The sequence below is a fragment of the Paenibacillus sp. FSL H8-0548 genome, from assembly GCF_038630985.1.
Taxonomy (GTDB): Bacteria; Bacillota; Bacilli; order Paenibacillales; family Paenibacillaceae; genus Pristimantibacillus.
Genome location: NZ_CP152049.1, coordinates 5,909,143 through 5,931,017, shown reverse-complemented (window position 1 = coordinate 5,931,017; position 21,875 = coordinate 5,909,143). Strand labels below are relative to the sequence as shown.

Genomic DNA, 21,875 nt, shown 5'->3' with positions numbered 1-21,875 from the left:
AACAGGTAAAGCAGTAACCTTTATGGGCTGCTATGCGGGATGTGCATGCCTTCCTTCATAGCAGCTCTATTATTCTCAATCAGGAAGCAGTGATTGGATTGTACTTCTTTGCAATAGAAAAGGTGATAAAGGCTGGACTAACGATTTTGGCCGTGCTGATATTTGTATTTATCGGTGCGAGGTTAACTGGAGACCCCTTCAGCATGATGTTTCCTGACGGATTGACTCATGAGCAGAAGCAGCTGCTGATGGAGCATTATGGATTAGATAGGCCGATTTATGTGCAATTTCAAATCTATTTGCAGGAGGCTCTACGCGGCAACTTTGGGACAAGCATTCATGATGGCCGTATGGTCACACTTATTTTCAAAACGGCTGCTCTAGAAACCTTAAAGCTTGGTATATGGGCCTTTCTTCTGAGCAGTGTCATTGGGATTACTGTCGGTATACTCGCCTCATTAAAGCCAAACAGCAAGCTGGCGAAGCTGCTGATGTTTATCGCTTGTCTTGGATATTCTGTACCCGGCTTTGTCGTTGGCATTCTGATGATTGTTATTTTCAGTTTTTATTTAAAGCTGCTTCCTAGTATGGGAATGGGCGGCTGGCAGAGCTATATTATGCCTGTAGTTTCCATATCCGTTCATCCGATTGCAACGATTGCACGCTATGTATATACAAGCTTTACAGAGGTTTTGTCACAAGACTATATTCGTACGGCTAGAGCGAAGGGCCTTAGTGAATCGCTCGTCATTCTCAAACATGCTTTTCGTAACACGTTAATACCTTTGGTTACTGTACTCGGGATGCTGGTCATTAATATACTTGGCGGAGCGCTGTTCGTAGAAAGTATATTCTCATGGCCGGGGCTTGGAAAGCTGCTGGTTGATGCTGTTATGAACAAGGATTTTCCGGTAATTCAGTTTGCGGTTGTTGGCTTCTCATTTATTGTTATCGTAGTCAATTTATTGGTTGATTTCCTGTATGGGATCGTTGATCCAAGGATTCGGAAGGCGGGATAAGGTGAGTGCATTATTGAAAAAATGGTCCTATATTCCATGGCAGGTTAGGCTAAGCATGATCCTCGTAATCTTTCTATTTATTGTTATTGTATTTGCGGATTGGATTATGCCGTATAATCCCAATTCCACGAAGCTGCTCGATAACAATACACCTCCTGTATTTCTGAATGGCAGCTGGGAGCATGTGCTTGGTACGGATCAACTAGGAAGAGATTTAATGAGCCGAATTATTTATGGAATGAAAACCAGCTTTAGCATTGCTGCGGTGGGGCTCGTTATTGGCTGTATCGTCGGTGTTGCAGCCGGCCTAATTAGCGGTTATGTGGGCGGATGGGTAGATAAGCTTATTATGGCGCTCGTTGATTTTCAATTTGCGGTCCCCTATACTCTTATTTTGCTTATGGGTATCGTTATTTTTGGCACGGATACCATTGTCCTCATCATATTAATTGGATTAGCTAACTGGGAAAATTACGCGAGAGTAGTGAGGGGACTGGTTCTCTCACTTCGCGAAAATCAATATATAGAAGCTGCTCAGACATCAGGAGGTTCGGCCTTGTATATTATGACCAAACATATTTTTCCGAATATATTGCCTACTATTCTCGTCATGATGACACTATATTTTCCTTCTGTGCTAACGATGGAATCCTCACTTTCTTTTTTGGGAATAGGCATTCAGCCCCCAACAGCCAGTCTTGGAAGAATGGTAGGGGAAGGTCGTAATTACTTAATGACCTCATGGTGGATTTCTATTGTACCTTCGCTCCTTATCGTGTTGATGGCGATGCTTATGCAGACGATTGGCGACTGGTTCAGAGACCGCATGAATATTTCCAACAATATGGAATAGAGGAGCTATGAGATGGATCCATTACTTCGAATTAGAGGGCTGCGGGTTGGTTTTAAACGACGGGAAAAACATATTTATCCCGTTAACGGCTTCAACCTGGATATTTATAAGGGAGAGACGATTGCGATTGTCGGGGAATCTGGCTGTGGTAAAAGTCTTACAGCACTATCGATTATGGGGCTGATCGGTGAAAATTCACCAGTGGCCAATTCTATCGTCAACGGCCAGATTATATTGCATACAGATGATCATAATGAGCTGGAGCTTACCAGCATGAGTCCAAAAGAATATGAACGTATTCGCGGCTCCCTTATTTCTATGATATTTCAGGAGCCGATGACAGCTCTGAATCCGTTGCTTACAGTCGGAGAGCAGATTATAGAGGTGCTTACTAAGCATAAAGGGCTATCGCGTCGTGAGGCAAAGAAGCAAGCTTTAGCTTCATTGGAGGCTATAGGAATACCAGATGCCGCCAATCGAATGAAAGCCTACCCGTTTCAATTGTCAGGCGGGCAGAAGCAGCGCGTCATGATCGCGATTGCGATGGCCTGTAATCCGAAGCTGCTAATTGCCGATGAGCCGACAACAGCATTAGATGTCACGATTCAATCTCAGATTTTGTATTTACTGAAGCAAATTAAGCAAGAAAATAATATGTCGATTATGTTTATTACGCATAATTTAGGCATTGTCGTCCAATTTGCTGACCGAGTTGCTGTTATGTATCGCGGAATTGTCGTTGAATATGCGACAGTGCAGCAATTGTTCACATCCCCGCAGCATCCCTATACAAGAATGCTGATAGGGTCGCTTCCGAAGAAGGGCTTGCGTTCTGCCTTAGGGGATCGACTGGAAGCCATTCAAGGTACAGTGCCTAGTCCAAACGAAATAGTGACAGGCTGTCCATTTCATACGAGATGCAAAGAAGCTGAGGAGCGTTGTACGAGGGAGCTTCCCAATGAGACTTTTATTGATGGTACGCACCTTGTTCGGTGTTTGGTTAGAGAGGAGGAGCAGCAAGTTGGAGCAGCGCAGCATAATGGCCAGCACGAAAAACTTGAGTGTTTACTTTAAGCTTCCATCTATTCGCAAGAAACTGTGGGTTAGGGCCGTTAACGATATTTCATTATCTATGTATAAGGGCGAAGTGCTCGGCTTAGTTGGTGAATCCGGTTCGGGAAAAAGCACTTATGGAAGAGCCCTGCTGCGCTTGAATGAAGCACAGTCTGGACAAATTTTCTTTCAAGACGAGGAGATCACGCATTTATCGACGAAAGAGATGCGTCCCTTGCGGAAAGAAATGCAAATGGTATTCCAAGACCCCAACAGCTCGCTGAATCCTCGAATGAAATTAATGGATATTATTAGAGAGCCGCTTTATGTGAACAAACTAGGTACGAAGCAGGCACAGGAGCAGGCTGTGCGCACCATTCTCGAGCATGTTCAGCTGCCGCAGGATAGTTTGGGGAAATTTCCTCATCAATTGTCCGGTGGCCAAAGACAGCGAATAGCGATTGCTAGAGCTTTAGTAACAAGACCGCGGTTTCTGGTCGCGGATGAGCCGGTATCCGCATTAGATGTATCCGTACAAGCGCAAATTATTAATTTGCTTTCTGATTTGCGTGAAGAGCTGGGTTTAACCATATTAATGATTTCACATGATCTGTCCGTGGTGCAATATTTTGCCGATCGGGTGGCTGTCATGTATCTTGGCAAATTAGTAGAGGTTGGTACAGTAGAGGAAGTTTTTAATGTGCCTGCTCATCCTTATACGAAAGCACTGCTCGATGCGGTTCCAGAGCCCGATCCTACTATTATAAAAGCAACGCGTCCAATTGATGGTGATATGCCGAGTCCGGTTCATCCGCCTAGCGGCTGTGTATTTCGAACGAGATGTCCTCTAGCGAAGGAGGACTGTGAACGAATCGTGCCGGAGTTAAAGGAGATGACACCTGGACATCTGGTCGCCTGTATTTTAAATGAACAAGGAGGTAATTGATCATGGGGAAATTCTCATTTGTCATTATGCCGGATACGCAGAAGCTCACAAGACATCACTCAGAGCTGCTATGCAAATCTGTAAAGTGGATTACGAAGCATGCCTCCGAATTAAACATACGAATGGTCCTGCATGTCGGAGATGTGGTGGATCAAGGGGCTGATGCGGAAGAGGAGTACCACGCGGCAGAGAAAGCGCTGAGCGGACTAGATCAAGCCAATATTCCACTTCTTATTGCACCAGGCAATCATGATTATGATACACCTATTATTTCAACCAGCGGTCCCATTCCGGAGCACCAACATCGGGATTTAAAGATGTTTAACCAATATTTCGGCTTGTACAGAATGGAGCATATGCCTTGGTTTGGCGGAGCGTTTGAGCCGTATAAGGCAGAGAATATGTATGCCTGTATACATATGGACAATATAGATTTGCTTGTGCTTGTGCTAGAATTTGTGCCTCGTATAGAAGTGATGGAATGGGTAGACGAAATCGTGAAGCGTTATGCTGACCATCAGGTCATTGTTGTTACCCACAGCTATATGTATATGTATGGTGAGAGAGTCAAAGCGGGGGACCGCACAAATCCAAAGGAAAAATACGTGGCAGTCGCTTCGGGCTGCGATGGTGAAGAAATGTGGCAAAGTTATTTGAAGCACTATCCTAACTTAAAAGCAGTTTTTTCAGGACATCACATTCCTGAGCATGTGAGTCATCGCATTGATGCAGGCGTGCATGGCAATCAGGTACTGCAATGCTTTCAAAATTGGCAAGCGGCAGAGCTTGGCGGAGAGGGCCGCATTCGCCTAGTGGAATGGGATCCAGACCATTGTTATATATCCAGCAGTGTATTCAATCCGAATGCCGAACAATTTGAGAATGAGCCGGGATACGATATAGACATGCATTATATTTTCGGACCAGTCATAGAAAAACATAGTAGTGAGAAGCTGAGATTCTCAAAATAGCCGAATCAATCGCATTTGCACGTAATTGACCAGCGTCTTGATTCGACATCTTAGCGTTTCTATGATATGGTGTGGGTTACAGGTAGGCATTCCACTTTCCGAAGTGGGGTGCCTTCGTGTATATCTATGGGAGTTTTACATTAAATGTATTGTGCCGTAATCGGCAGAACATGGAGGTGGTGATGCTATGTTTCGCTCTTTAGCCCCTTACGGGGAAGATTCAGCGACTAAGGAAACAGCGCAAAAATCTTTTAATAAAGAGGAGAGAGTTAAGCATGACGACATTTATGCAAGCAGAGAAACGTACACATTTGAATACATCGGGGCTTCGTAATCTACGTAAATCAGGACGTCTGCCAGGTATTGTGTTTGGTAGAAATGTAGAAAATGAGATGATTCATATTTCAACGATAGAATTTCATAGGTGGTTGAAGCAAGGTGCTTCTGGTTTTATCGATATACAGCTTGAAGGGAAAGAGTCGGTGTCCGTACTGCTCGAGGATCTCCAGCGGGACTCGGTAACGCGTGACTTGATTCATGTTGATTTCCAGCAAGTGCAGACTAACCAGATCGTACGCACCAAGATTCCGATCAAGTTCAATGGCAACCCAATCGGAATGAAGCAGGGCGGAGTCGTGCAAATTCAGTCCGAGTTTATTGAGGTAGAAGCTTTGCCAAGGCATCTGCCATCGGTGATCGAGTATGACATCAGCGGCATGAATATCGGAGAATCCATCTATGTGAAGGATTTGGAGTTGTCATCTGAGGTTACACTAATTTCCGGTAAAAATGAATTTCTCGTATCTGTAGTGAAGCCTTAACTCATCCTATTAGGTTTCAACTATCAAAAACACGTCGTATCTGTAGCTTACCTGCAGGTACGACGTGTTTTTGCGTAATTCGACACTTTGCTCCCGTTCTTAAGCACCATTGACGACGCTTGCAGATTATACACATAATAGAAAAAGGCGTTACATAAATTTACAGTTGGGAGAGGGTAAAATGTCCAAACGGGTGCTTATTCTAACCGGTGACGGTGCAGAGGTTCTGGAGGTTTATTATCCATTCTATCGCGTAAAGGAAGAGGGCTACGAGGCGGTGATCGCTTCGCCGAGGAAGAAGACATTGCATACGGTATGCCACGACTTCATTGAGGGATGGGATACCTATTCGGAGAAGCCAGCTCATCTGCTGCCGTCCGATATAGCCTTTGCGGACGTGGAGCCCGCTGACTACGATGCCTTGATCATCCCAGGCGGACGCGCTCCTGAGTTTATCCGCAATGATCAAGACCTTCCGCGAATTGTCCAGCACTTTCTGGATGCGGACAAGCCTGTAGGTGCGATTTGCCACGGTGCCCAGGTATTCCTGGCGCTGCCAGACCGTTCCTACTTCAAAGGCAGAACGTTAACGGCATACAATGCGTGCAAGCTGGAAGTCGAATCACTAGGCGCAGAATATGCAAGTGAGACACTGCATGTAGACGGCAATTTAGTGTCGGGTCATGCATGGCCTGATCTCCCTGGATTTATGCGCGAATTTCTAAATCTGCTGGGCCGGACGTCGAACAAGGAACTAACCTCAACTACGAATTAATACTTAATATAGCGAAAGGGCCAGTGGCTTTCATGCGCTGGCTTTGCATACGAATATCAGAAGAAAAAGACACCGTGAAGGTGTCTTTTTTGCTGTAACCATGAGAAGTCTAAATTTAAGTAAGAGCTATATCACTTAACAGCAGAGGTGATTAGAACGTTATTGTTCATTATTTTCATGAGCTTCGCTTGCCGATTGATTTTGCTCAAATGCTTCCGCAGCTACTTCCGCAGAAAACTCTGTGTCATTTTTTTTCAGGGCAGGAATTTTATTCAGCTTTGTAGTCTGAACCTCGGTCTTCGTCGGTTCGTTCTGATTTTCAGTCATGGGAGGACCTCCTTGTTTATTTTAATAACAGCACTCCTATATTCCCACAGTTTGGATAGTAATATGTATGACTGGTGTTTTGAAAATTAGACAGGGTCTCTTGAAGTATGTTGTAACGAGCAGTGGTTGCATCATTGGATACAATTACATATAATATACATATGAGCATGTATTCATATGTTATGGTGATGAAATAACTTATTATGATACAGACTACTATCGTTGTATTTGTACAATGAATCGGGGGAATGCCAAATGAGTAAAGCTAATGAAGACAAAGAAGCAAAAAAAGAAAAGAAGATTGTGTCAAGTAAAGAAAATCATGAGGGAGAACATGACCATAGCCACAGCCATCATTCTCATGGACATCATCACGGGCACGCACACGGTCATCACGGACATTCGCATGCCCCTAATAATAAGGCGGGTTTGCTCATTGCGCTGATTATCACGGCTGGAATCATGATATTGGAGTTTGCAGGAGGCTTGATCACGAACTCTTTGGCGCTGCTATCGGATTCAGGACATATGCTGAGCGACACGGCAGCGCTAGCGCTAAGTCTAGTTGCTCTTGGGTTTGCCGTTCGTCCGTCCTCATCCAATCGAACCTTTGGCTTTCATCGTTTTGAGATATTAGCTGCGCTATTTAATGGAATCACGCTGTTTGTTATTGCGGCATTCATTATCGTCGAAGCGTTTAAACGGTTCGGAGAGCCGCCAACGGTTGCGAGCGGGACGATGATGATTATTGCAAGTATTGGGCTGCTTGCTAATCTTGCGAGCGCGTGGTTTCTTATTCGCAAGGCTGATACAAAAGATAATCTGAATGTGCGCAGCGCCTACCTTCATGTGATTGGGGATGCCATTGGCTCAGTAGGTGCCATTATTGCCGGAATATTAATGTCCTTGTTCTCTTGGTATATCGCCGATCCGATCATTAGCGTTATTGTTGCTCTCCTTATTTTGAAGAGTGCTTGGGGAATGATTCAATCCACCGTCCATATTTTAATGGAAGGAACACCTTCTCATGTCGATGCGAAGCAAGTGGAGAAGACGCTGCGTCAAATCGCGGGCGTTAATGACGTGCATGATCTTCATATTTGGACGATTACATCCGGACTTGATTCCTTGAGCTGCCATTTGACCGTCGAAGATCATATCGATTGCCAAATCGTGCTGCAGGAAGCGATAAAGGTTATTTCAGCTGATTTCCATATTGAGCATACGACGATACAGATTGAGAAGTCACAATTGAAGCATCCTGAATTAAAAGTATAAACAGAGTAACCTTTTTCCAAAATATTACGTTTAGGAGGATATACCGTTTAGGAAGAAGGTGAGCTCTCATTGCAGGAAAAATGGCATTAGCATTGTCCATTCAAATTATGGCATGGGTCATGATCATCTGTTCATTGCGGTTTGAACCATTTCACTGGTTTTTAATCCCGACTGTAAATAATACTCCAGCCTTTATTACTGCTTCGAAATGGTTAGCGCAGTCGCTGCTTATTACCAATATTATTGGTTTTTCCTTATATAAATTACGCAGCGGTTCTAGTTTTTCTGAAACAGATAGAAGTGTTGTTTCTTTTCTTATTGTATTTTCTTTGATTCATATTATCGTCGTCTGTTTTCTCATTTTTTTGGTCGTTGGTTTTGAAGATTTATAGAGGACTCGATGTTGCAACGCTCATAATAGGAGGCATCCAGACGGTTTGAATTTCTTAGAGACTTCCAGGTGAGCATAAGGACTCCAAAGGCGACACTTCGTTTCTCCAGTACAAGTCATGGCTAGATGAAGGACAAGGAGAAGCGCCTACAATGCACTTATTACAATGAAAACCTCACATGAGAGCTATTTCAGATGGCTACATTGTACTATTGCACTAGAATTCGCTCCAAACCAACGAATATCGCCCTAGAATAGGCATTCTATTGGTTGCTTTATTTGTTTTCCTTTTGTCCAACCTAAATGATGATAATAACAATGATCGTGTCGAGACTAATGACGGAATTACAAAAGTCGAGAGCTTTAGTATAACATCTGAACATACGGATTTAAAAACTTCAGTCGATGGAACGATCTTCTACAATGGAAAGCAAGCTAGTGCACAAATTGTTGCTTTATTTTATATTGATCCTCTTGATTGGGGAGGGGTCGCTTTTTACTTTCCTAGTGGTTGGCATATATCTGGGGTTAAAAGCAGTTATCCTCAAGGCAATCAGGAAGTAGATCCTAGTGATTCACTAACAATATTGACGACCAAAAGCGAGAATGTGAAATGGAGTACCTACCTGGAAATTTCCAGGGAATTTATAGCGGCATCCAAGCATTCTGGTGGCTATGGTTATGTTGTTATTGACCTAGCGTATCAAGATGATGAACTAGAACGCGCTCTGAAGTTCGCTGTAAGTATTGGATCGAGAATTAAAGATGGGATTAAAATTATCGGTACGGATAACATTGAAATTAATTTAGAATAAGTGTGAGATAATCCAAATAGAAGTAGCTTCTTTTCATTGTTGTGGCGGCTGCATATGATTGCTAATCTTCTTTATGCTACTATAATTTGATAACGATAAGCGAGCGAAGGAGAGATGACGATGTGCAGAAATATTAAAACGTTATTTAATTTCGAGCCGCAGGCTACGGATGCCGAGGTTGAAGCAGCTTCGCTTCAATTCGTAAGAAAGCTATCTGGATTTAATACACCTTCCAAGGCGAACGAGGAGGCATTCAGTCTAGCAGTGCTTGAAGTGGCTGCTGCTGCGCAGAAGCTGTTGGATTCATTGATTACGAATGCAGAGCCGCGTGACCGAGAGATTGAAATTGAACGAGCCCGCATTAGAAATGCCAAAAGATTCGATAAATAGTAAAAAAGGAAGAGATCGTTATGACTCGATCTCTTCCTTTTAATACGATATGCAGCCATTCATATATTACAAGTTCCTACAGAATTTGTGTAGTTTAAAGCTTATTCTTTAATTGGAGCAGCATAATCAATTGCACGTAAAATTAGCGTTAATGCTTCAGCTCTTGATGCTTCAAGGTTAGCTCCAAATTCATTTTCGGTTGTCCCCTTAATCAAACCATGCTTCAAAGCTGTAGAGTGACACTCCAGTCCGTTTCTCGAATTCCGCTTCTTCAAAAATATCTTGTTGTTCTGTAATGAGCATTAATCGTTTCATCGCGTAGGGTAGTCCAGCGACAGCACGAAAAAAAGCAGCCCCTTCTCAAAAAGAGGCCACTGAAAAAGTCCTTTAATTAAAAACAGGGTACTCTTCCGCAGAGATGCGGAAGAGTACCCTGTTTTCTTGTATAATAGAGGTAACAATAAACAGGCGGTGACCCGGATGATTTCAAATCAACAAAGCTTAAACCTTAGTCCTTATATGGGCATATACGATATCGTTGTCCCTAAAGATAATATGCTTCGAGAGATTAATGACCTTGTGGATTTCTCTTTTATCCATGAAGAGTTAGAAGTGAATTATTGTTTGGACAATGGTCGAAATGCTGTTCCCCCTATTCGGATGTTTAAATATTTGTTATTGAAATCCATCTTCGATTTATCGGACGTAGATGTGGTTGAACGCTCAAAATACGACATGTCTTTTAAATATTTCTTAGATATGGCGCCAGAAGACGCAGTTATCAATCCCAGTTCATTAACGAAGTTTCGCAAGCTTCGCTTGAAAGATATCCTTCTGCTCGATATGCTTATCCAAAAAACAGTAGAAATCGCCTTGGAAAAAGAACTCATTAAAAGCAAATCAATCATCGTAGATGCGACACATACAAAAGCAAGATATAATCAGCAATCGCCGAAGGAATTCTTAATCGAGAAATCAAAATTACTTCGCAAAGCTGTCTACCAGATCGACGAATCGATGAAAGAGAAATTTCCATCGAAAACAACAACCAACGAATTAACAGATGAATTGGCGTATTGTCAAAAAGTGATTGCGGTTGTTGAAAAGGAAGAAGCCATCAGCCAATATCCAAAAGTTCAGGAAAAGCTGAACTACTTGAAAGAGATAGTAGCGGATCATCATGAGCAATTGCAACTCTCAAACGACACGGATGCTCGTGTGGGACACAAGTCAGCCGATTCTTCCTTCTTTGGTTACAAAACACATATTGCCATGAATGAAGAGCGAATCATCACTGCCGCTATCGTGACAACGGGAGAAAAGAATGATGGAAAGCAATTGCAAACCTTGATTGAGAAGAGTATAGAAACAGGTATGGAGATTGACACCGTTATTGGGGATACCGCTTATTCAGAAAAGGATAATATCCAGTACGCCAATGAAAACGAACTTAAACTGGTATCCAAATTAAATCCAATGATTTCAGATGGCGCTCGTCGTAAAGAGGACGAATTTGATTTCAATAAAGATGCAGGCATGTACGTGTGCAAAGCTGGACATATGGCCATCCGCAAGGCAAGAACTGGAACAAAGAATGTAGCGAAAAACCAAGTCAACACCTTTTATTTTGATATAAACAAATGTCAGCAATGTCCTTTCAAAGATGGCTGCTATAAAGAAGGAGCAAAGACAAAGACGTACTCGGTTAGCATTAAATCAGCAGAACATAGCGGACAAAAGGAATTTCAAGATAGTGAGTACTTCAAAGAGAAGGCAAAAGAACGCTATAAAATTGAAGCGAAGAATAGCGAACTAAAGCACCGACACGGGTATGATGTAGCCGATGCCTCGGGTTTATTAGGAATGGAGATGCAAGGTGCCGTGGCGATATTCACGGTCAATGTGAAGCGGATATTGAAACTAATGAAGTAGAATAGGGCAGAAAATGCATAAAACAAGGCTAATTCTCATTCAATCTCGAATGGAATTAGCCTTTGTTTTGTGCAGAGACATGCTTGTGCATTTAAAAACGACAGATTTTCAGTGGCCTGCTCAAAAAGGGATTGCTTTTTTTTCTATTGTTTTTGCTACAGTTCCCAGCCAGGCAGCATTGATTTCGTGTTCTGAAGCATTTTTCCAAACAATGCTGCGCCAGCTTGCTCAGGCAGCCTGACCAGCGGATCGTTCATGAAAGCCTGAAAGGCCAAAGCTTTGTCTTTGTTTAAGGCGGCCTGAAGCGTCATTTCTTGATTCGTTACATGCGGCAGCACCAACTGCTCCACCTCAGGAGTAAGCTTGCCAGCCAGAATTGGGCTTACGTGGTTATAGCTGAATACCGCGTTCGTCTCCACGACGGCTCCCGCGGGCAAACCTTCGATCTGTCCGCGATTCGGCATATTTACGTTCGTAATCAGTCCACCCATTCCAAGTAATGCTTTTATCATTTCGATGCCTTCCTCGCCGGTAGGCTTCACCACAAACGCTTCTTCTCCAGCCGCTAGCCGTTGACCCTTGGCATAAAGCTCCGTCTGGTTTTTCTTCCGCCAATCTACCTTCGTTAGGCTGAATTTCCAGCTTTGCACCGTTTCCGGGTCCTTTAAATAAAGCTCGCCCGGCATAAACTCCGCCAAATGCCTGTCACCAGCCGCGGCAATCATACCATACTTTCGGAATAAGTCAAATTTGACCCGCTGCGCTGATGCAAAGTGATCGTTGAGCCAGTGGCCCTTCTTCTTGCCTTCATAGCCTTCCGCATACTGCTCTTCAACGAATTCCTGGTAAAGCGGGAACAAGTCTATGCCTTGGTAAGAGGCTCTGTCCAGCCATGTAAAATGATTGATGCCCAGTACATTAACCTTGATTTCCCGTCGGTCAACCGAAGCGACTCCCAGCTTACTCTCCACCATGGAAGCGAGCAAATGCTGCGTGCCAAACACCTCGTGACAGCATCCGATGGCCTTCACTTCCGGGAACACCTCATAAAGTGTTCTCGTGCATAGCGTCATGGGGTTCGTATAATTAATGACCCACGCGTCTGGCGCATATTGTTTGATCGCATTCGCAATATCGACATATAATGGGATGGTACGAAGCGCTCGGACAAGCCCGCCGGGCCCGACCGTATCACCAACCGACTGGTAAATCCCGTATTCTTCGGGCAAATGGACATCCGATTCCATCTCCGCAAAGGTTCCTGGCAATATGGAAATGATGATAAAATCCGCACCTTGCAAAGCGTCTTGCAATGCAGGTACCGCCTCATAGCTCCACTTGCCCTGCGTGTCAGCTGCTTGCGATAGCCTGTTGCCGATGATCGCATTTTGCGCGGCCGATTCATAATGAATATCATACAGCTTAACGGTGCCGGCAAGCTCGCTTTCTGCGGCCAGGTCGCTCATCAATCCCCAAGCCCAGCCGCGGGAGCCGCCTCCGATATAAGCGATTTGAACGTTCTCTTTGCGTTTCTCATTTGTGTTCATAGCGTTACTCCTTATCCTTTTAATCCTGTAGTCGAGATGCCTTCAACAAAATATTTCTGTGCCAAAAAGAATAGCACTATGCACGGAACGACGCTCACAACCGACATCGCAAGCACCTGATTCCAGGAAACGGCCGAGGAGGCATCCAGCGACAAGCGCAAGCCAAGCGAGACCGTGAATTTTTTTACGCTGCTGATATAAATAATCGAATTAAAGAAGTCATTCCAGGTCCATATGAACTGGAAGATACCTACCGAGAAAAGAGCCGGCTTGCACAAGGGCAGCAGCACTCGAATGAGAACCATAAACGAATTGCAGCCGTCAATTGTAGCCGATTCATCCAGTTCCCGTGGCAATCCCCGAAAAAACTGAATCAGCATATAGATGAAAAAAGCCGAGGTTGCGAAAGCCGATGGTACGATAAACGGCAGATAAGTATCCAGCCAGCCGAGCTTATTGAACAGGATATAACGCGGAATCATAACGGTAGCATCAGGCAGCATCAACGTTGCCATCATGATAGAGAACAAGAATGTCCGGAGCGGAAACGTAAACCGTGAAAAGCCATAAGCCACGATAACGCTCGAGACGATCGTCAGAACGACCGTAGGCAGAACCAGCTTAAGGGTATTGACAAAAAAATGCTGAAAGCCGTATTGGCCAGTTCCTGCCCAGCCCAAGGAATAGGAATTCCAAACATAGGTATCCGCAAACAACTTGCTGGATCCGAAAATATCCTGATTGGTCTTAAACGACGATACAAATAGCCATAATAACGGATAAATCATGACAAAGCCTAACAATATCAACAGCGCATAAGACAACCACTTATTCGAGCTAGCGTGAGTCATTTGGTTTTACCTCCGTCTTCATAGTAGACCCAGCGGTTAGAGGTTTTGAAAATAATGCCCGTGACGACCATAATAATCGCGAACAAAACCCATGACAGCGCTGAAGCGTACCCCATTTTAAAGAAGGTGAAGGCTTCCTCATACAGCTTCAAAGCATAGAGATAAGTAGATTTCATCGGTCCACCATTCGTAATAACGAAGGCGCCGGTAAATTCCTGGAACGCATTGACCATCTGCATGACCAGGTTGAACAGGACAATCGGCGTCAGCAGCGGCACGGTAATTTTAAAGAACATACGGGTCTTGGAAGCACCGTCGATGGAACCGGCCTCGTACAGGTCGCTAGGAATCTGCTGAATACCTGCTAGAAACAAGACCATTGAGGAACCAAATTGCCAAACCGACAATAAACCGAGCGTATACAGCGCGATATCCGGGTTGCCCAGCCAATCGATCGAAGGAATGCCTACATTAGCCAGCAAGCTGTTGACGACGCCCTCCTTCATGAACAGGAACCGCCAAAGCACAGAAATCGCCACACTCCCGCCAAGAATCGAGGGCAAATAATAGATGGTTCGAAACAAATTAATGGCTCGGAGCTTGGCGCTAAGCACGACAGCAACGAATAAGGCGAAGGCGAGCTTCACCGGCACGGCAAGAACCACATAGATTGACGTTACTTTTAAAGCTTGAGTAAATCCGGGATCATTCATAAAAATTCGTTTATAATTGTCCAAACCAATGAATTTGGGGGCATTCACCATGTTGTAATCCGTCAGGGAATAATAAAATGAAGCGATGAAGGGATACAACTGAAAAATGAGCAGTCCCAGAATCCATGGAAGAACATAGATAAGTCCGATATACCGAAAGCTGCGCTTCTTCCTGGCCACTGGCTCACACTCCTATTCTCTATCCAAAATGAGTAGGGAGCACGCCAGCAGATTCGCTAATCTATTACTGGCGTACACTCCGTTTTTTAAGTCTGATTATCTTCCTTGCAGCTCTTTCAGTTTTTTCTCCAGGCTGCTAACCAGCTCTTGCGCTGCCTTGTCTGGCGTCAGCTTTCCGAAAGCAACTTTCTCGATGATATCCTGCAGCAGAGCGGATACCTCCGAGTTCGTAGCGATCGAATTATCCACAATGCCTGCATTTTTCAGACCCATTTCGACTGCTTTCGTAATCGCTTCGTCTATTTTTCCTGCCTCTACCGCAGCTGTTTGCGCAGAAGAGGATGCTGGAATGGAGCGGACATCGCCTAAGATAACCGCTGCTTCTGCGTCATTCATCAGCCAGTTCAGAAATTTCACGGACTCTTCCGGATGCTTCGACTTGCTGCTTACTGCAATCAGCTGCGAAGGTCTTACCAATACGGCTGAGTCTTTCGCATTTTTATCGATGGCAGGCAAGGCAGTTATGACCTCTACACCTTCAGGCAGCACCGAGCGAAGCGACAAGAGTGTGCTGCTCATAGCCGAGATGATCGGAATATCCTGATTGATCCATTTGGTATTCTGTTCGGTCTTGCCATAAAATAAATCAGATTCTCCGAGCGGCTGATATACGCCCGCCCTCATTGCCTTGTCGATCCACTCCAAGGCACCAACAGCTTCCTCTTTCGAAAAGCCCAGCGTGTAATCTTCATTGATCCACTGGGTTCCGGTGCGCTGCTTCAGCATGTTCGTAAAATCCTGCATCAGCATGCCGTGGTCAGCAAGAAGCAAATACTTGGTATTGTCTTTTTCATGAAGCTTCTTGCCTTCCTCATAGAGGGTATCCCAGTCCCATTGAATATCGGTCGGTACGCCGAGTTTATCGGCTGCCGTCTTGTTAATGACGAGCGCATAAGCATTTACGCCGGAAGGGAGCGCTACCATTTTGTCATTGTATACGCTGAAATTATTCAGGAAGTCTTGATCAAAGCTCTCCAGTGATAGTCCTTCCTGCTTGCTAAGATCGAGGAAAAAGTCATTTTTCGTCAATTCCTTCATCCATGGAACGTCAAGCTGGATAATATCGGCAGACGTAGCGCTGGCTAGCTGTGTTTTGACCTTTTGCTCGTAGCCGTCAAAGCCCTGGTATTCGGCTTCGATCGTCACATTCGGTGCTATCTTCTTGTAAGCTTCAATAGCTGCAAGCGTAGCTTGATGGCGTCCGTCGCCTCCCCACCAGCTAAAGCGCAGGGTAACCTTCTCCTCCGAGCCGCTGCCTGGGTTTTCTTTGTCCTGATTTCCGGAGGAACAACCCGAGATGATGATTGAAAATATGACTATTAAAGCAATGAAACCGTTTAATCCTTTTAATCGCTGCATGTTAACCTCTCCCTTTTGTTTTTATTGGAAACGCTTTCTAAAGTATAGGATTGATTGCTTGTTTACATAAGGCATCTAATCTTAGATTTAAGTATCATTATTTGAGCAATCCCATTCCGCAGTATCATTTTATCAGCTAACGTATCATTTTTATCTTGGATGCTCCTTGGTTTCTCCCTGATCACGATAGTATGACCCTGCTGTGCTATAATTTCAATATCAGCAAGGGAAGATTACATCGTAAAGAGGTGATGGGATGTACAGGCTGCTGCTAGTCGATGATGAGGCGGATACAAGAGAAGCTTTATCCTCCTACTTTCCGTGGCAGGAGGTCGGTTTTCAAATTATCGGCCAATGCGGGAACGGTAAGGAAGCGTTAAATTTCATTGAAAATAATGACAAAATCGATGTCATCCTTACCGATATTAAAATGCCTGTCATGTCCGGTCTTGAGCTTGCCGAGGTCATTCATGAGCAGAAGCATAATATTCATGTTATTTTTCTGAGCAGCTACCGCGAGTTTGAATATGCCCAGAAGGCGCTTCGCTACCGAGTCAACAACTATATCGTGAAGCCCGCAAAATATCAGGTGCTATTGGACGTATTCGCCAGTCTGAGAGACGAGCTGGAAGCGGCTAAGCGCGCCTTGGATCAACCGCCGTCTGTCACGGGAAACGAAGGACTCATCATTACGCAAATTAAATCGTATATCCAGGACCAATATAAAAATGCGAATCTGGAGGATGCGGCTAAGCAGGTTTATTTGAATGCCAACTATTTGAGCTATTTGTTCAAACAAAAAACCGGTCAAAATTTCACCGATTATCTCATACAGGTAAAAATGAAGGTTGCGATGAGGCTCATTCAGGAAAACCAATTTAAAACATACGAAATTAGTGAAATGGTCGGCTACAGCAATGCCAAAAACTTTACCCGAACGTTCAAAAGCTTTTATGGCAAGACACCCAGTGAATATAAGAACGGATGACCTGAACGATGAAAGAGCGCTATTTTATCAAGCATTTGGCTACTTTTCTCATTCCTTTAATTTTGCCTTTAATCATACTAGGGTCGTTGTCCTTTATAACGACGCAACGGGATATGAAGGAAGACATTAACAAGAATAGCCGATTCCTGCTATTGCAATCACAGCGCCAGCTCGAGATGATTTTGGACGAACTGGATACGTTGAAGCTTGCGCTATATCAGAACGCAAAGGTATTCAATGAGCTGTCCGACGTTCTGCAAAATCCAACCTATACGTACGAGAGTTCTACTTCGTACCAAATTATTTTCAGCTATTTAAATGCGCTTACCAGCTCCAAGCCTTATATCCACTCCATTTATTTTTACTCGGAAAATCCGTACGGCCGCTTCGTTTCCTCACTTGACGGCTTGTCCTCGATCAACCGCTTCAATGATACGGGCTGGTTCGAGGAATTCATGGAATACGAAGGACCTGCAACGGAATGGACGTCCAAAAGAGAAGCTAAGATTTTCGCGTTCGAGACGCAGCCGACTGAATTAATATCCATTTACAACGTGCTGGCGCCTCGGAAAATCGGTATTATTTTAAATATTCGTCCAAAATACATTGAAAATATTTTATCTAACATCACGACGTATAAGGATCAGATTCTGCTCGTGCTAAACGAAAATAATCAGGTTATTTTCTCCAATAATGAAGAAAATATTCTGAAAGCAACCGAGCTCGACCAAATTGCAAACCACCCGTCGACCTATTTCGACCTGGATTCCTCTCTGGGAGAGGTCAACGTGACGAAGGTGGAATCGGAGCAATACAACTGGAAATACGTGTCCGTCATTCCGCATGTTTCGTTGTACGAGACGCCCTCGCGCATACTAAACTATACAATCGGTTTTGCATGCTTGTCCTTCTTTTTGGGACTTGCGTTAACCTTTTATTTGACCAGAAGAAATTACAGGCAGCTGCTTGCCATTACCTCGCTGCTGAGATCGGCCGAGAATAATCGTACGCCGCTGAAGCCGCCTAGCAAAGTCAACGATGAATATTCCTACATTATTCAGAACATGATCGCCCATTTCATAGAACATCGGTATATTCAAACCCAGCTGTCTGAGAAGAAATATAGGCTTCAAGTGATGGAGCTGCTTGCGCTTCAATCCCAAATCAATCCTCATTTTTTGTATAACACGCTGAATTCGATTTATTGGGAAACCGTCGGTCTAACAGGAAAGCCGAACAAAGCGAGCGATATGATCGAGGACTTATCCGACATGCTTTCCTATTCCTTCAGCCGTCCAACCAATGAGGTTACCTGGGAGGAAGAAATTGCGAACACGGTCAGCTACATCAATATTCAGAAGAAGCGGTACAAGGATACTTTCGATGTTCTATTTGAATACGACGAAGAAATTCTCAAGCTTCATACGATGAAGCTGCTGCTTCAGCCTTTAGTTGAGAACAGCTTGTACCACGGCATAAAGGAAAAGACCGGAAACGGTCTAATCAAAATAAAAATTTTACGTGTAGGAGAACAGCTTCGGCTTGTCGTCTCCGATAACGGAAACGGCATTCCTTCGGACCGGCTCACCGAAATCAGGAGATCTCTGGTTGCATCCGATGAACAGTCCAAGCATATCGGCTTATTGAATACGAATAAACGGCTGAAGCTGCTGTATGATCGGAACTATCAAATTACGATTAAGAGCAGGCTGGGGCTGGGGACTGTGATCAGCATTATGCTCCCCCAAATCAAGCAATAGAGAGTAAAGAGGGCAGGGATTGTTCTTGTCCTTTTTACGTTATATGACGCTCGATTCATTATTTTCGATTGCTTCTGCAATGGGACTCGGCAGAGGATTACTGCCAGTGGACATAAAAAAAATGACGCCTCATGCTATCGAGGGTCATCTTCTGGCAGCTTAACTCAGCCGCGGTTTAATTAAACTGTCCACAATTCAAGTTAGAGCTCAGAACTGCTGAGATAACAATAAAATATATTGAACACAAAATATCGCTATGATATAATCGATAGCGTAATTGACTAATTTAATGACGGATCGTACTTTAATCTTTTCCTAATTTTATTGTACATCTAGAACTTTGATTTGTCAATGCTCTTTTTTATACCAGAAAAAGGAAAAGGGAGAGTGTTAGGAGAGATGGAAGCGAATGATTGGCGGCAGGAGCAGGAGCGGCTGGAATGGGTCAGGAACAGGCTGCAGGCAAGAATCACTGAACTGGAGCCGGAGGTTGCCGGTTTGCACGATCAAGCGACGGACATCCGCAAGCGATTTTGGGAAGAAGTTACGATCAATACAAGTACGTACGAAGATTTCGAAGAGACCTTCTACACGATTAATCAGCAATCCGCGATATTGGCCGAGCGGGAGCGCGGCCACAAGCTATTGATGCAGCAATGGAAAAGCATGAACCGTCTACTCCCATCTCCTTATTTCGGACGCATCGACTTTCAGGAAGATGGCCTGAGTCTCAACGAGCAGATCTATGTCGGAGTATCTTCCTTCGCCGACGAGGACGGGTTAAACTTTTTGATCTATGACTGGCGCTCACCAATCGCTAGCCTGTACTATGACTACTCCCCCGGCCTAGCGTCTTATGTCACGCCGGCCGGAAAAATCGAAGGGACGATGGAGCTCAAACGGCAGTTTCAGATTCAAAACGGGCAAATCCGCAATATGTTTGACGCGAACGAAACGATTGGAGACGAATTGCTGCAGCAAGTGCTCGGAAAAGGTGCGGACTCGCAAATGAAGAGTATCGTAGCAACTATCCAGAAGGAACAAAACGCCATTATCCGCAATGACAAAAGCCGCATGCTAATCGTACAAGGGGCAGCCGGCAGCGGCAAAACTTCAGCGGCATTACAGCGGGTGGCGTACTTGCTGTACAAACACCGCCAGACGATCAAGGCTGATCAAATCGTTCTTTTCTCGCCGAATCCGATGTTTACCAGTTATATTTCCACCGTCCTTCCGGAGCTCGGTGAAGAGAATATGCAGCAAACGACTTTTCAGGAATATCTCGACTATTGGCTCGGTTCCTCGTTACGGCTGGAGGATTCCTTTGATCAGATCGAATATGTACTGACCGCACAAGGAACACCGGGGTATGAGGCTCGTCTTCAGGGGATCGAGTATAAAGCTTCAGAGGCATTCCTTCAAGCCCTGCAGAACTATGGCATATGGTTGGGACGGGAAGGCATGCGATTTAACGGTATTCGGTTTCGGGACCGCGATTTGATTACCGCAGAGCGAATGAGAGCGAAATTTTACGGTTATGACCGTTCCTTGCCGTTGCTCAATCGTGTCCTTCTCTTGCAGGAATGGCTGCTGAATGAACTAGCTTCGCTGGAACGCCTGGAACGGGAAGCGCCTTGGGTGCAGGAAGAGTTGAATTACCTCGACACCGAGCAGTACGCGGAAGTTTTCGACATGCTGCATAAAGATAGGGAAGTATTCGACGTTGCGGAACAATTCGCCGCAGTTCGCGAGAAAATGAACAATAAGCGCCGGGAAGATGAAGGGGACTTTGACTTCGCTCTGAGAGAGGAAGATCTGCTCTGCCGAAGGATCGTGAAAGAAAGCTTTAAACCGCTAAGGAAAAGTATAAAGAAATTCTCGTTTGTTGATGTCAAAGGCATATATGGCCAATTATTTGAGGGCGAAGCCGCTTATCAGGAGAAAACGAATGGGGCCGTAATCCCTCCGCTGTGGCTTGAAATATGCAGGCAAACTAAGGAAGTGTTGCTCCGGAACGAGTTGTTCTACGAGGATGCGACTCCGTATTTGTATGTAAAAGAACTGATCGAAGGCGTTCGGACGAACACGGAAATTCGGTATGTCTTCGTTGATGAGGGTCAGGATTATTCGTCGTTTCAATATGAATATCTAAAAAAACTGTTTCCCCGTGCCCGGATGACGGTGCTGGGTGATTCCGGCCAAGCGATCTTCATGCAGTCTACAAGTTTGGCCGTATCCGATTCTCCGCTGGTTCGGCTTTTCGGAGAAGCCGACACAAGCCTTGTCTGCCTTGTACGCAGCTATCGTTCAACTAGGGAGATTGTTGAATTTACGAAATTGATGCTTCCAGATGGAGAAGAAATTGCACCGTTTGATAGGGGAGGCCAAAAGCCCATACTGGCGAGACTGGACGGCGGGGAGAAGCGTGATACACAAATTCTGGCAGATATAACGGCGCTCATGGCCGAGGGCTTCGATTCCATCGCCGTCATCACGAAGACCGCGGCAGAAAGCCGTGAAGCCCATGAATCGTTACGGATTCATGGAGGAGAAGCGCTGCGTCTTATTACGAAGGAGACGCTGGGCTTTGAAAAAGGAGTGATGGTCATTCCCGTGTATCTTGCCAAGGGTGTCGAGTTCGATGCAGTCTTGGTCTATGATGCTTCGCCCGAAGCATACGGCCGGGACAACGAACGCAAGCTTCTATATACGGCGTGTACGCGGGCCATGCACCGGCTTCATCTATACACGACGGGCGATTGGTCGCCGTTCGTGCAGGCATTGCCTGAGAATCTGTACGAGAAAGCTCCATATTGACGGATCAGGAGTGCCGTCGGTCGCGATAA

22 protein-coding genes are annotated in these 21,875 nt (G+C 44.8%); 16 read left to right on the top strand and 6 right to left on the bottom strand.

Translation table 11 applies throughout. From position 1 onward, the window contains the following. The first annotated feature begins 32 nt into the window (after positions 1 to 32). The 7 genes from MHI37_RS25425 to MHI37_RS25395 all read left to right on the top strand — a co-directional run bounded on the left by MHI37_RS25425 (position 33) and on the right by MHI37_RS25395 (position 6,438). Positions 33 to 1,019, top strand: coding sequence for an ABC transporter permease (locus MHI37_RS25425; RefSeq protein WP_083676563.1), 987 nt, complete (start codon positions 33 to 35; stop codon positions 1,017 to 1,019). A 1-nt stretch (position 1,020) separates the two neighbouring features. Further along, positions 1,021 to 1,872 (top strand): ABC transporter permease, encoded by an 852-nt coding sequence (locus tag MHI37_RS25420; RefSeq protein WP_179090324.1) that lies wholly within the window; start codon positions 1,021 to 1,023, stop codon positions 1,870 to 1,872. A 12-nt stretch (positions 1,873 to 1,884) separates the two neighbouring features. Beyond that, positions 1,885 to 2,946, top strand: a complete 1,062-nt coding sequence (locus MHI37_RS25415; RefSeq protein WP_076339696.1) for an ABC transporter ATP-binding protein — start codon at positions 1,885 to 1,887, stop codon at positions 2,944 to 2,946. Next, a complete protein-coding gene (locus MHI37_RS25410; RefSeq protein WP_256710709.1) occupies positions 2,894 to 3,871 on the top strand; it encodes an ABC transporter ATP-binding protein in 978 nt (325 codons plus the stop codon). Before MHI37_RS25415 ends, MHI37_RS25410 begins: the two co-directional genes overlap by 53 nt. Positions 3,872 to 3,873: 2 nt before the next feature. After that, positions 3,874 to 4,842: a metallophosphoesterase gene (locus MHI37_RS25405; protein WP_076339698.1), complete on the top strand. Its 969-nt coding sequence runs from the start codon at positions 3,874 to 3,876 to the stop codon at positions 4,840 to 4,842. A 275-nt stretch (positions 4,843 to 5,117) separates the two neighbouring features. Continuing rightward, the gene (locus MHI37_RS25400) at positions 5,118 to 5,663 is read left to right on the top strand and encodes a 50S ribosomal protein L25 (protein ID WP_076339699.1); all 546 of its coding nucleotides are present in this window, start codon (positions 5,118 to 5,120) and stop codon (positions 5,661 to 5,663) included. A gap of 181 nt (positions 5,664 to 5,844) precedes the next feature. Further along, positions 5,845 to 6,438: a DJ-1/PfpI family protein gene (locus MHI37_RS25395; protein WP_076339700.1), complete on the top strand. Its 594-nt coding sequence runs from the start codon at positions 5,845 to 5,847 to the stop codon at positions 6,436 to 6,438. A 159-nt stretch (positions 6,439 to 6,597) separates the two neighbouring features. Here MHI37_RS25395 and MHI37_RS25390 read toward each other — a convergent pair whose 3' ends face one another. Further along, positions 6,598 to 6,765 (bottom strand): hypothetical protein, encoded by a 168-nt coding sequence (locus MHI37_RS25390; protein WP_179090325.1) that lies wholly within the window; start codon positions 6,763 to 6,765, stop codon positions 6,598 to 6,600. Positions 6,766 to 7,020: 255 nt separating this feature from the next. Between MHI37_RS25390 and MHI37_RS25385 the strand changes: the two genes are divergently transcribed. The 4 genes from MHI37_RS25385 (at position 7,021) to MHI37_RS25370 (ending at position 9,639) form a co-directional block, all read left to right on the top strand. Beyond that, complete coding sequence (locus MHI37_RS25385; RefSeq protein ID WP_083676564.1) at positions 7,021 to 8,043, top strand: cation diffusion facilitator family transporter; 1,023 nt, start codon at positions 7,021 to 7,023, stop codon at positions 8,041 to 8,043. A gap of 80 nt (positions 8,044 to 8,123) precedes the next feature. Further along, positions 8,124 to 8,435 (top strand): hypothetical protein, encoded by a 312-nt coding sequence (locus MHI37_RS25380; protein WP_076339701.1) that lies wholly within the window; start codon positions 8,124 to 8,126, stop codon positions 8,433 to 8,435. A gap of 265 nt (positions 8,436 to 8,700) precedes the next feature. After that, positions 8,701 to 9,249 (top strand): hypothetical protein, encoded by a 549-nt coding sequence (locus tag MHI37_RS25375; RefSeq protein WP_076339702.1) that lies wholly within the window; start codon positions 8,701 to 8,703, stop codon positions 9,247 to 9,249. A gap of 120 nt (positions 9,250 to 9,369) precedes the next feature. Beyond that, positions 9,370 to 9,639 (top strand): DUF2277 domain-containing protein, encoded by a 270-nt coding sequence (locus tag MHI37_RS25370; RefSeq protein ID WP_076339703.1) that lies wholly within the window; start codon positions 9,370 to 9,372, stop codon positions 9,637 to 9,639. Positions 9,640 to 9,740: 101 nt separating this feature from the next. Here MHI37_RS25370 and MHI37_RS25365 read toward each other — a convergent pair whose 3' ends face one another. Continuing rightward, complete coding sequence (locus MHI37_RS25365) at positions 9,741 to 9,866, bottom strand: hypothetical protein (RefSeq protein WP_256710710.1); 126 nt, start codon at positions 9,864 to 9,866, stop codon at positions 9,741 to 9,743. Positions 9,867 to 10,119: 253 nt separating this feature from the next. Here MHI37_RS25365 and MHI37_RS25360 point away from each other — a divergent pair, with 253 nt between their 5' ends. Further along, complete coding sequence (locus MHI37_RS25360) at positions 10,120 to 11,571, top strand: IS1182 family transposase (protein WP_076340179.1); 1,452 nt, start codon at positions 10,120 to 10,122, stop codon at positions 11,569 to 11,571. A gap of 155 nt (positions 11,572 to 11,726) precedes the next feature. Here MHI37_RS25360 and MHI37_RS25355 read toward each other — a convergent pair whose 3' ends face one another. From MHI37_RS25355 to MHI37_RS25340, 4 genes are all read right to left on the bottom strand, one after another. Beyond that, positions 11,727 to 13,118 carry an alpha-glucosidase/alpha-galactosidase gene (locus MHI37_RS25355; RefSeq protein WP_076339892.1) on the bottom strand — a complete coding sequence of 464 codons (1,392 nt, stop codon included), beginning with the start codon at positions 13,116 to 13,118 and terminating at the stop codon, positions 11,727 to 11,729. Between the two features lie 11 nt (positions 13,119 to 13,129). Further along, a complete protein-coding gene (locus tag MHI37_RS25350; RefSeq protein WP_076339891.1) occupies positions 13,130 to 13,969 on the bottom strand; it encodes a carbohydrate ABC transporter permease in 840 nt (279 codons plus the stop codon). Beyond that, entirely contained in the window at positions 13,966 to 14,862 is an 897-nt protein-coding gene (locus MHI37_RS25345) for a sugar ABC transporter permease (protein ID WP_076339890.1), read from the bottom strand. The genes MHI37_RS25350 and MHI37_RS25345 overlap by 4 nt, the downstream gene beginning before the upstream one ends. Before the next feature lie 96 nt (positions 14,863 to 14,958). Further along, complete coding sequence (locus MHI37_RS25340) at positions 14,959 to 16,281, bottom strand: extracellular solute-binding protein (protein ID WP_076339889.1); 1,323 nt, start codon at positions 16,279 to 16,281, stop codon at positions 14,959 to 14,961. A 256-nt stretch (positions 16,282 to 16,537) separates the two neighbouring features. Between MHI37_RS25340 and MHI37_RS25335 the strand changes: the two genes are divergently transcribed. The 4 genes from MHI37_RS25335 (at position 16,538) to helD (ending at position 21,846) form a co-directional block, all read left to right on the top strand. Continuing rightward, complete coding sequence (locus MHI37_RS25335) at positions 16,538 to 17,269, top strand: response regulator (protein ID WP_076339888.1); 732 nt, start codon at positions 16,538 to 16,540, stop codon at positions 17,267 to 17,269. 8 nt (positions 17,270 to 17,277) lie between these two features. Further along, a complete protein-coding gene (locus MHI37_RS25330; protein WP_076339887.1) occupies positions 17,278 to 19,029 on the top strand; it encodes a histidine kinase in 1,752 nt (583 codons plus the stop codon). 25 nt (positions 19,030 to 19,054) lie between these two features. Further along, the gene (locus MHI37_RS25325; RefSeq protein ID WP_179090336.1) at positions 19,055 to 19,192 is read left to right on the top strand and encodes a hypothetical protein; all 138 of its coding nucleotides are present in this window, start codon (positions 19,055 to 19,057) and stop codon (positions 19,190 to 19,192) included. 236 nt (positions 19,193 to 19,428) lie between these two features. After that, positions 19,429 to 21,846, top strand: a complete 2,418-nt coding sequence (gene helD, locus MHI37_RS25320) for an RNA polymerase recycling motor HelD (RefSeq protein ID WP_076339886.1) — start codon at positions 19,429 to 19,431, stop codon at positions 21,844 to 21,846. The last annotated feature ends 29 nt before the right edge of the window (positions 21,847 to 21,875 follow it).

Bases quoted from the DNA above. Each gene is read 5' to 3' on its own strand.
- MHI37_RS25385 (WP_083676564.1), top strand. From the start codon at position 7,021: ATGAGTAAAGCTAATGAAGACAAAGAAGCAAAAAAAGAAAAGAAGATT.
- MHI37_RS25405 (WP_076339698.1), top strand. From the start codon at position 3,874: ATGGGGAAATTCTCATTTGTCATTATGCCGGATACGCAGAAGCTCACA.
- MHI37_RS25370 (WP_076339703.1), top strand. From the start codon at position 9,370: ATGTGCAGAAATATTAAAACGTTATTTAATTTCGAGCCGCAGGCTACG.
- MHI37_RS25380 (WP_076339701.1), top strand. From the start codon at position 8,124: ATGGCATTAGCATTGTCCATTCAAATTATGGCATGGGTCATGATCATC.
- MHI37_RS25415 (WP_076339696.1), top strand. From the start codon at position 1,885: ATGGATCCATTACTTCGAATTAGAGGGCTGCGGGTTGGTTTTAAACGA.
- MHI37_RS25395 (WP_076339700.1), top strand. From the start codon at position 5,845: ATGTCCAAACGGGTGCTTATTCTAACCGGTGACGGTGCAGAGGTTCTG.
- MHI37_RS25425 (WP_083676563.1), top strand. From the start codon at position 33: ATGCGGGATGTGCATGCCTTCCTTCATAGCAGCTCTATTATTCTCAAT.
- MHI37_RS25350 (WP_076339891.1), bottom strand. From the start codon at position 13,969: ATGACTCACGCTAGCTCGAATAAGTGGTTGTCTTATGCGCTGTTGATA.
- MHI37_RS25390 (WP_179090325.1), bottom strand. From the start codon at position 6,765: ATGACTGAAAATCAGAACGAACCGACGAAGACCGAGGTTCAGACTACA.
- MHI37_RS25340 (WP_076339889.1), bottom strand. From the start codon at position 16,281: ATGCAGCGATTAAAAGGATTAAACGGTTTCATTGCTTTAATAGTCATA.
- MHI37_RS25355 (WP_076339892.1), bottom strand. From the start codon at position 13,118: ATGAACACAAATGAGAAACGCAAAGAGAACGTTCAAATCGCTTATATC.
- MHI37_RS25360 (WP_076340179.1), top strand. From the start codon at position 10,120: ATGATTTCAAATCAACAAAGCTTAAACCTTAGTCCTTATATGGGCATA.
- MHI37_RS25335 (WP_076339888.1), top strand. From the start codon at position 16,538: ATGTACAGGCTGCTGCTAGTCGATGATGAGGCGGATACAAGAGAAGCT.
- helD (WP_076339886.1), top strand. From the start codon at position 19,429: ATGGAAGCGAATGATTGGCGGCAGGAGCAGGAGCGGCTGGAATGGGTC.
- MHI37_RS25400 (WP_076339699.1), top strand. From the start codon at position 5,118: ATGACGACATTTATGCAAGCAGAGAAACGTACACATTTGAATACATCG.
- MHI37_RS25330 (WP_076339887.1), top strand. From the start codon at position 17,278: ATGAAAGAGCGCTATTTTATCAAGCATTTGGCTACTTTTCTCATTCCT.